This is a genomic window from Okeania sp. SIO2B9 (assembly GCF_010672505.1).
GTDB lineage: Bacteria > Cyanobacteriota > Cyanobacteriia > Cyanobacteriales > Microcoleaceae > Okeania > Okeania hirsuta.
Genome location: NZ_JAAHGK010000101.1, coordinates 1 through 10,095 on the forward strand (window position 1 = coordinate 1; position 10,095 = coordinate 10,095).

9 protein-coding genes are annotated in these 10,095 nt (G+C 35.6%); 3 read left to right on the forward strand and 6 right to left on the reverse strand.

Annotated features, from left to right (window positions below; genetic code table 11):
• Positions 1-268: 268 nt before the first annotated feature.
• The 4 genes from F6K13_RS05980 to F6K13_RS05990 all read right to left on the reverse strand — a co-directional run bounded on the left by F6K13_RS05980 (position 269) and on the right by F6K13_RS05990 (position 3,354).
• Complete coding sequence (locus F6K13_RS05980) at positions 269-1,492, reverse strand: glycosyltransferase (RefSeq protein ID WP_124145202.1); 1,224 nt, start codon at positions 1,490-1,492, stop codon at positions 269-271.
• A 566-nt stretch (positions 1,493-2,058) separates the two neighbouring features.
• Positions 2,059-2,238 (reverse strand): DUF6887 family protein, encoded by a 180-nt coding sequence (locus F6K13_RS05985; RefSeq protein WP_124145203.1) that lies wholly within the window; start codon positions 2,236-2,238, stop codon positions 2,059-2,061.
• Between the two features lie 55 nt (positions 2,239-2,293).
• On the reverse strand, positions 2,294-2,383 hold the full coding sequence (locus F6K13_RS35760) for a hypothetical protein (protein WP_375339370.1): 90 nt from the start codon (positions 2,381-2,383) through the stop codon (positions 2,294-2,296).
• 332 nt (positions 2,384-2,715) lie between these two features.
• Positions 2,716-3,354: a hypothetical protein gene (locus tag F6K13_RS05990; RefSeq protein ID WP_124145204.1), complete on the reverse strand. Its 639-nt coding sequence runs from the start codon at positions 3,352-3,354 to the stop codon at positions 2,716-2,718.
• Positions 3,355-4,279: 925 nt separating this feature from the next.
• On the opposite strand from F6K13_RS05990, the gene F6K13_RS05995 reads away from it, so the two are divergent.
• On the forward strand, positions 4,280-4,441 hold the full coding sequence (locus F6K13_RS05995) for a hypothetical protein (protein WP_192901130.1): 162 nt from the start codon (positions 4,280-4,282) through the stop codon (positions 4,439-4,441).
• A 438-nt stretch (positions 4,442-4,879) separates the two neighbouring features.
• Here F6K13_RS05995 and F6K13_RS06000 read toward each other — a convergent pair whose 3' ends face one another.
• Complete coding sequence (locus tag F6K13_RS06000) at positions 4,880-5,041, reverse strand: hypothetical protein (protein WP_161564545.1); 162 nt, start codon at positions 5,039-5,041, stop codon at positions 4,880-4,882.
• 88 nt (positions 5,042-5,129) lie between these two features.
• Here F6K13_RS06000 and F6K13_RS06005 point away from each other — a divergent pair, with 88 nt between their 5' ends.
• Positions 5,130-6,914 (forward strand): fatty acyl-AMP ligase, encoded by a 1,785-nt coding sequence (locus tag F6K13_RS06005; RefSeq protein WP_124154339.1) that lies wholly within the window; start codon positions 5,130-5,132, stop codon positions 6,912-6,914.
• A 411-nt stretch (positions 6,915-7,325) separates the two neighbouring features.
• Positions 7,326-8,624 (forward strand): TIGR03118 family protein, encoded by a 1,299-nt coding sequence (locus tag F6K13_RS06010; protein WP_124145206.1) that lies wholly within the window; start codon positions 7,326-7,328, stop codon positions 8,622-8,624.
• A gap of 449 nt (positions 8,625-9,073) precedes the next feature.
• On the opposite strand, the gene F6K13_RS06015 is transcribed toward F6K13_RS06010, so the two are convergent.
• Positions 9,074-9,511, reverse strand: coding sequence for a hypothetical protein (locus F6K13_RS06015; RefSeq protein WP_240038965.1), 438 nt, complete (start codon positions 9,509-9,511; stop codon positions 9,074-9,076).
• Between the last annotated feature and the right edge of the window lie 584 nt (positions 9,512-10,095).

Consider the following 10,095-nt stretch of genomic DNA (forward strand, 5'->3'; position numbering starts at 1 on the left):
CCATTACCGCCAACGAAAGGCCTGACATGTCTGACCAGCCCACCGCCCTTGATCTTCCGCAAGCCGACCCGCTGCCGCCAGAGACGCAGAAATACTTCGACATCTATCTTCTTCCTTTTTCCTCCTTACCAAAAAATTTTGGTTGAAAGCCTCCTCTTTTCAGAGGATAAAAAGAAAAATTTTCCTTTGAGTCAATCCTCTCCCTTAAAAAGAAGAGGTAATTCTAAATTCTAAATTCTAAATTCTAAATTCTTGAATTTTTCCTTCTTCAGAAGATTTGAGTAATTTGCTCTTGCCAAATTTTCACGAGGTTAGCTACTGCATTATCCCAACTATATTTAACAACAGATTCTTTGGCATTAATACCCATTTGAATCTGTAAATTCTTATCTTCTATTAATAGCTTCAATTTCTCACAAAAATTTTCCTGATTTCTGGGTGTAAATAATAAACCATTCGATCCATCTTGAATATTTTCCACGACTCCTCCTGCTTGAGGAGCAATTACTGGAATACCTGCGGCAAAAGCTTCTAATACAGTTAAACCTCTGGTTTCTTTTTCTGAAGCAGTGACATGAAAATCGCTATTTTTCAAAATATTAGGTATATTCTCTGGAGGTACTCTACCTAATAAATATACATTTTTTGTCAGTTTAGTTAATCTATTTAATATTTCATCGCGCATCGGACCATCACCAACAATTATGATGGCAATATTTTCTAGATTTACTAATTGCTGAAGTTTGACAAAAGCATCTAAGGTAAATTGCCAACCTTTATCTTCGGTTAATCTGCCTAAAAAAACTATTTTTACTTTGTTGGTTAAATCAGGGATTTGATAATTTGATTCCCAAAAATTAGCTGTTTTTCTCGCTGACTGAAATTTCTCCACGTCAAAACCATGAAAATTGGTATATTTAACATTCTTGATACCCATATTCACAATTTTTTCATAGGTAACGCTGCTAGAAACCAAAGTTAAGTCATATTGGTTGTAAATAGAGACAAAACTTTTTTCAAAGATTAATTTCAACATCAAGTTAATCCCTTTTGGCAAAGGTAAGAAATCTTCAAAATAGTCTAAAAAATTAGTTCTGAAAGTACAAACACAGGGAATTTTATGTTGTTGAGCAAATTGGATGCCAGCTAAACGAAAAAAAGCAAAAAATAATCTTTCTGGTTCATCTACATGAATAATTTCTGGCTGAAATTTTTCTAATTCTTGGCGGACTATTTTATAAGTGTTAAATCCTACGTTTCTTTCAAAATCTAGGAATGGCGTACTCGGTAAATTAATGATTTGAACTCCAGGAAAAATATTACCTGTATAATCTTTCCAATTAGGATACAAATGAGCGAGGGGACTATAGTCTGGACAAAACAATAAAACTTGATGTCCGAATTGACTTAATTTTTGGACTCGGTAAAAGCCACTGACAGTTACTCCATCTAATACAGGTAAAAATCCAGAGGCAATAATGGCAATTTTCATAAATTAAAGAAGAAGAAAGAAGTAAGAAGGAAGAAGTAAGCTAAATCTTAAGTTTCTGCTAATTATTGTTCAAAAAGAGATTCTAAATTACGATATCCACTAACTACTCTCACAATTTGAACACCATTATCTATTAAACGATAGTTTAGGTTTGTTAAAGTCAAAAGACCTCGATTACTATGAAGATCAAAAAGAACTTTTCAGGGAACATTGTTTAAGCTGCCTCAAATCCTTAGATATTGATAATTCAGATACCTACAAGCTAGAAAATAAACTTCTATAATTTTTAGCCCCTATCCCATATCTAAAAAAAATTGAGGCTATTTACAGATAATATTAAACTTACATACAAAGTTATTAAAAATGATTAACATAAATAAAAGTACAGAATAATCAAAGTTTGTTTTTCTACTTTTACTTTAGTTAAAAAAAGTAGGGTGTGTTAGGAAGTTTAGTTGCAAAAATATAGATGATTTAGCAAAAATTTCAGCCGTAACGCACCGCACTTATAAATTGATAAAGTTTGGTTTCTTTTTATCATATTATTGTTTCTGATTTAATTTGGCTTAAAAAATTGCCTCAATTTCTTCTCTGTCAATTTCTGATGGTTGAGGATACTTAAAATTTTCCGTTTTGCGACTCATTAACAGTTTCAATCCTTGGCTAAATTTTTCTTCATCATTGCAATTTTCTGAAAGATATTGACGAATTTCTTGATTATTCATTTGCGAAAGTGATTTGTTCATATTTCAAAATCCCAATTCCATCTTGGTTGATTACAATTTCTAAACCATCATTCATTCAGGCTAAAATGTAAATTATTTTTAGTTTTTGGTCATAACGAAATAAATTTATGGATTGATAAAGATTAAGTAAGCATTCAGCCGTCAGCTATCAGAAGAGTGCTTTTAGTCAGTGATAAAAGCAATATTTAATTGAGAAACGAAAAATATGACTACAAAAGTCAGCTCCAAAGTCTATATTTATTTAAACTCCATCCTTAAACACAAAATGTTATTGCTGAGAGCTGATGGCTAATTGCTGAATGCTTACAAGATTAGATAGTAACGGACAAATAAAAATTGCAGTTTCTTTTTGTTTATCTGTGGGCAATAATTAACTCCTTATTATTAAAGCAGGGTGTTACCTTTGATTAACAAACTCTACTTGACTGACACTTTAGCTAACCTAGTAAACCCTTAAGCTTTATTAGTAGTTTGGTTTTAAATAGATAGTAAATTATCGCGGACTTCTTCGATTAGCCTTTCTGTTGCTTCTGGATCTTCGGCTAACTTCCAATAAAACCGATGCTTTTTGTTTAACATCATCTTGATTTGTCCAAATGGGAAACCTAGCCCTATGCTGAATGTAATAAAGAGGGCTATAGGAAATGTTATGGGCATCATCTTTTCCAGACGAGAATATGCGTGTGGAGCTCCTGGGTAACCTTTGAAAGCCTGTATAGCCCAATGTATTTTTTCCTCAATGATTTTTCTATCATCATTCATATACCTGTGACATAAAGCTATCAGCAAACAGATGTATATATCTTTATATTGCCATTCAATGTATTGTCCTATATTAAATGTTATAGAAAATCCATTGAAACTGTCCATAACAGAAATCGCAGAACGCTTAAACAATTCATGTGCACTTTCGAGATGCACTAATGCACGATTAAGAGCTTTTCCCTTATCGGCAGATGAATCTAAATTATTAAAAATATGTGACGCTGCAATTAACTCTGCATCCCCAACCTCTGAGAGAACTTTGCCTAACACATCACCTTCAATAAATTGTTTCAGTGCTGGTAAAGTTCTAGATACTGTCAGGAGATTTCCAAAAGACAAGAAGTCAGACATAAGCTTTTTTCTGAACCTATAGATTTGAATTATTTTGTATAGAAATATGTGTACTCTAGCTTGTAATTATATCCTACTTTGAAAGTAGGGTTATTTAGGGAATTTAGTTGAAAAAAATAGATAATTTAGAAATATTTTGAGTCGTCACACACCTGATATATTTAAAATAGTTTTTTTTCTTTTTATCGAGAGTTTTGGTTAATAATGGTTTAGTTTTTTTTGTAGATATATAGTAGGTTAAATTTCATTAACGCACTATACTAAACTACCTAATCAAAAAAAATCACCAAATAATTTCCTGCATCAGTTGTCCTTCATTAAAAGCTTGACACTTAGCTTTTTAAAACTCTTTTTATGCTTATTAAATATCTCTAATTTTTTCTGTTCTATATCGTTATCGCAGGCTATTTCTTGACATCTCCATTCAATTTTCTTGATATTCTGGATAAATTTCATCTACCACTTCTAAGATTTTCAGAAAAGTTATTATTGTCATTATCTTTTTTCCCTTTTCCATCATCTTATTATGTCTCTTATGATAATTTCAGATTTATCAAAAGTTTTACTTATTAATCTAAGCTTTTCTTATAGAACATTTTAAAGATTGTCATCAACCTCTGACAAAAATATGACAAAAAATCGTCAAAAATCCTGAAACTCCTAAACATAGTTTCAATGGTTTCAGCCTTATTTTCCAAATTATGTGATATAATATACTTAGTGTATAATGTATAGCCATTTTATTACCTAATCAAATTTTAACGCCCGAAACACCTATAATTCCGTTGTTTAAACCAGCGATCGCCTCATTTTCGTTTGAGGATAGCGATCTAATTTTTCCAACTTCCTCTAATAGTGATTTGACATATTTACAACTATGTGGTGGGTATTAAAAACTTATCAATACAATTGAAAAAATCCTCAAATGGCTAAATACTCAACAATACTAGATATCCTAAACGCTCGCTCACAAAATCTACCGAATCAAATTGCTTATAAATTTTTGCCAGATGGAGAAACCAAATCTGGAAGCTTAACTTATCAACAATTAAACACACAAGTACGAGCGATCGCTGCCCACCTCTAATCATTCATCAGTCCAGGAGAGCAAATATTAGTTGAGTTGTTTATCCCTACACTGCTAGGTCATTTCAGTTATCAGTTATCAGTACCTCTACCCGAAGTCAGGGGCTTGAAATATTGAACTTGATTTTTTTTCATCCCCTTGAAAGGGGAGCCTTGAGACCCTATTTTTTGGTCAAGAATGGTTTGGTTTCTTCTTGTCGGTGGGTGGTACTTTACATTTCATTTACACACCCTACAAGATCGGCGATCGTACTCCAACTTATCCAACTTAATTGTTGAATCAAAAATGATGTAATCGTTATTTTTTGAAGATAAAGTTTTAATTATCAATCTCAGCTTCTTTGAAAGAAAATTTTAAAGATTGTCATCAACTCCTGACAAAAAATTGTCAAAAATCCCTAAACTCGTCAACACAGTTTCAATGGTTTCAGCCTTATTTTCAAATTATGTGATATTCTATACTTAGTGTATAATCTATAGCTCTTTTATTACCTAATAAGATTTTAAAGCCTGAAATACCTATAATTTCATTGTTTAAATGAGCGATCGCCTCATATTCATTTAACCATAATGAACTAATTTTCCTCAGCCCCTCTAACAAGGATTTGACCTATTTACAACTATGTGGTAAGCAAGAAAAACTTACTAATACAATACTCTAAATATTAATCTACTCAAAAAATCCTCAAATGCCTAAATACTCAACAATACTAGATATCCTAAACCATCGCTCACAAAATCTACCTAATCAAATTGCTTATACATTTTTGCCAGATGGAGAAACCGAGTCTGGAAGCTTAACTTATCAACAATTAAATACCCAAGTCCAAGCGATCGCTGCTCACCTCCAATCAATCATCATCCCTGAAGACCGAATATTAGTCGTTTATCCCTACACTGCTGGACTAGAATTTATCGCCAGTTTCTTTGGTTGTATCTGTTCAGGAGCGATCGCCGTAACCAGTAACCCTCCCCTCAACAACGACGCAATAGTCAAACTCCAAGAAAGAGTCCAATCCTCCGAACCAAAAGCCATTCTCACCACAGAATCTTTTTTACGGGAAATTCAAGAAAAATTAGCCAAAAATCCAGACTTAGCTCCTAAACTCAAGGATTTACCATGGATAGCTACAGATAAAATTGATTTTTATGAAGCACCCCATTGGATAGAACCAAAAATAGACCCAGACACCCTCGCCTTTTTTCAATACACCTCCGGTTCCACAGGCAAACCAAAAGGAGTAATGGTCACTCACCGCAACGTATTGCATAACTCAGAAATTATTTATCAGTCATTTGAACATTCCCCAGAAAGTCAGGGCGTAATTTGGCTACCCATGTTTCACGATATGGGATTAATAGGTGGAGTAATACAACCCTTATATGGTGGTTTTCCCGTCACCCTCATGTCACCCGTAGCTTTAATTCAAAAACCCATACGTTGGTTAAAAGCTATTTCTCAATACAAAGCAACAACCAGTGGCGGACCCAACTTTGCTTACGACCTAGTTTCTCGGCAAGTAACCCCAAAACAACTGAAAAATTTAGATTTAAGTAGTTGGAGTGTCGCATTTTCCGGAGCTGAACCCGTGCGAGCTGCAACTTTAGAAAGATTTGCCGAGACTTTTGCCCCTTGTGGGTTTCGGCGAGAGGCTTTTTATCCTTGTTATGGAATGGCAGAGACTACTTTATTTATCAGTGGCGCAACAAAAACAAAATCCCCACTTATTAAATATGTGGATGCTGAAGCTTTAGCAGAAAACCGAGTTGTGGTTGGCGGTGAAAAAAGTAGAGCAGTAGTTAGTTGTGGTTTTGCTTGGTTGGGCGATGAAATTATGATTGTTGACCCAGAATCTTTAGTTCCACGTCCAGATGGTGAAGTTGGAGAGATTTGGGTATCTGGCGCTGGTGTAGGTAGGGGTTATTGGAATCAACCGGAGGAGACAGAGCGAACTTTTAATGCTTTTTTGGCAGATAAAGGGCCTTTTTTACGGACGGGAGATTTAGGATTTTTACAAGATGGGGAATTATTTATTACTGGTCGGATTAAAGATGTAATGATTTTGTGGGGTAGGTATCGTTATCCTCAAGATATTGAGCTAACAGTGGAAAAATGTCATCCCGCTTTACGGTCTAGTTGTGGAGCAGCTTTTTCTATAGAAGCAGAAGATGATGAGCGGTTGATAATTGCTCAAGAGGTAGAACGCAGTTATTTACGGAAGTTGAATGTTGAGGAAGTAGTTGGAGCAATTCGTCAGGCAGTTGCTGAGGAACATACGGTGGAAGTTTATGCTATTAATCTGCTAAAGACTGGTAGTATTCCTAAGACTACCAGTGGTAAGATTCAGCGTCGAGTTTGTCGCAGTCAATTTTTGGAAGGTTCCCTAAATGTAGTAGGTCAATGGCAACTTCAGACTGAAAAGGGTAGTGTATCGGAATTAGCTGGTAATTATATAGATAGCCAAAATTCTTAGGGGGTAAATGATAGCATCTTTCTGGTAGCAGGCAATAGTCAAATCTTTCTAAATTCTCTTCCCTCCTCATTCCTGTAGGGGCGAATGGCCATTCGCCCCTAGGACATCTAATTACACCGATGCTACCGGATTTGATATAATAAGCTGTTTAGGATTTCAACTATATAGTCAAAATATTCAAAGGCAACAGCTCCAGAAGGCAAAAGGGAATATATAGCAGAGGGCAGAAGGCAGAAAAAATCTTGCGTTGTCTGAGTTTTAAGCTTTTGATATGTCAAAAATGGCGACTGCTATAAAATCTAAATCATTCTTAAGTTTATGTAAAAATATCTTGTATCTTGTTAATTTATTGAGAGTCTTTATTATTAAAGATTTATTCATTCCAGAATGAAAATGTGAGGAGAGTTCAAGATGAAATCTATCAATGTATTATGTGGCACTCTAATTAGTGCAATTATCGGTAGTGGAGTAACCCCGGCATTTGCCGCATACTTTCAAACAAATCTTGTATCAAATAATCCGGACTTTGAGCCTCATATCCTTGACCCTCTAGTCGTCAATGCTTGGGATTTAGCCATCCGTCCCGCCGGATTTGGGGGACACTTTTGGGTAACTAATACTGATTCTGGGACTGTAACTACCTATGTCGGAGATGTTGGTGGAACACCTTTATTTCAAGACGACCTGAAATTTGTGACTATTCCCACATCCCCCAATGCACCAGAAGGAAGCGCAGGTGCTCCGACTGGGCAGTTTTTTAGTCCACACCCATCAGATTTCGAGGTAACAATGTTTCTCGATCCGGACGATCCTGATTTAGGAACAATTACTGGCCCAGGACGATTTTTCGCAGTGGAAGAGGGTGGAACACTTTCCGCTTGGACAGAAGTACCTACAGACGATGGTATACTCAGACCTGTTGAATATTTGGTAGTGGTAGATAATTCAGAATTTGCAGACCAAAATACTGACGATAATCCAGATAACGATAACTTTGCCATCTACAAAGGTATGGCAGGAACAACTTTACCAGAGGATAATCTTCTATTTGCTGCTGATTTCAGTATAAAGTCCCCAGGGATAGATGTTTGGGATAAAGACTTTAATGACATTACATCTAATTTCTTATTTGAGAATCCTTTTGGTGAAGAGTATGCCCCCTTCAATATCCAAAATCTAGATGGTAATCTTTACGTTGCCTATGCAAAACTAAGTGATGAGCCTGGTGAAGAGCAAGCAAAGGTAGGTTTAGGGCGACTAGCTGAGTATGATATTGAAGGTAACTTGCTGAATATATGGGGGCAAGACACCGATGACCCTAATGAAAATGCACTGAATGCTCCTTGGGGTTTAGCGATCGCTCCAGATGATTTTGGCGAATTTAGTAATGCTTTATTGGTCGGTAACTTCGGTGACGGCAGAATTGTCGGTTATGATCGTACAACTCGCGAAGAAATTGGTTTCTTAATGGATGAATCTGGTAATCCTATTGAAATAGAAGGTCTCTGGGGACTAATTTTTGGTAATGGTGCTAGTTTGGGCGAGACAAATCATCTCTACTTTGCAGCAGGTCCTAATGATGAAGCTGATGGTTTGTTTGGCTCTTTACAAGTAGCACAGAACAAATCTACTCCCGAACCGACAGTCAGTATTTTAGGTTTACTTGGAGTTGCAGGTTTAACATTAGCGCGCAAGGGTCGTCGTGGTTAAGGTCGACTTCAAGTTGTTGTTTTTACGGCTATGAGTTGAGAAAAACAGGACTTACACATTTTTTAGCTGGATAATTTTGTAGGGTGAGCAAGTGTTACTTTATCGATCACGGGTCTATATTGCTCAATGTTTGCCACCCTACTAGGGTATCTAGCTTTAGAATTTGGATAAAGCAATTGCTAAGAAGACAGTAAATTCAATATTATCGGCCTGCATTTACTCATAATTTTGGTCTAGACGCGCTACTACTATGGCTGAATAGTAGAATTGATATTATCCCAATGCAACCAGGTTTGGTCTCAGAGGAACTTCGACACAGTTTTATCTTTTTCTTTCGGGTTTAATACCCCGCCGTCTACAGGGTGTTTACAATTGGTTAGGGTTTGAGTCTCCATCCACTTTTTTCTTCTTCAAGATAATAATAGTTGATATTAATGGTAAACAGCATATCAACCTTCTAAAATTCCCACCATAATCTGTAATAACTCCGTCAAGTCTGCTGGAACTCGATATATATTTGTATCTTGTATGACTCGTTTTTGTTGAGTATCCAAAACAGCAAATTGCCAAATATTACCCATTGATACTGCACCATATAACAAAGAATAGTTGGCAAATTCTGCTTTTTCTACAGCAATTAATTCCACTGCTAATTGTGTGAAACCTCTTTGTAAATCAGCATTTTTTGCTTCAATAACTAGAAACTGAGTTTTGGTCTGGAGAAAATAATCTAATTCACCTTTCAACTGTTCGTTAATTTTTAAAGAATACCCCACTTTGATTTTGACTTGGGTGTAGTGAATTAATTCCATCAAAACAGGAGCAATAAGAAATTCTCTTCTAGCCATTTCGCTAGTTAAACTGACACAAGGTAAAATTTCTTGCAAGCGTTGTTTTAAATTATCTAAGTGTTGAAGTTGACGATGAGTTTGGGGTAAACTTAGCGATCACGATTCATAACCATAGCCAAAATAGGATAGAATATCTTCTGGTTCAGAGTTTAATTTAAAATAGTCAGCAAAGGTATAAGACTGAGTCGGATTAATAACCGGAATGATAGACATATTTCAAACCCAAAAAAGCTAAAGGCTTTATATATAGATGCTTTGAGACTTAATCAGCAAACCCTAATTAATAACTTACAGCAGTTTCCAAAGCTATGAGGTAGAGTTGTTTTTATTCTTTTCTGGGTAGTCCTGCATGGTAATGGTGAGGATATATATTAGACTTGTCGCTTTATAACTTAAAAAATCCCCAAAAACCTTGTTCTGTAAGGATTGTAGCTATTGAAAAAAATGCTTGGAATTATTGCTCTGTCTAGGTTAGAGTGATTTTTTTCCTTTATTTAGCGACAACTCTATTTTTTAATTTCTCCCACACTCCCCATCTCCCCATCCCCCCACACTCTCTCTACCATTACTATGCACCACCACTCTTTTCTGTCCCCTGTTCCCTCAAACCTAAAATTTTG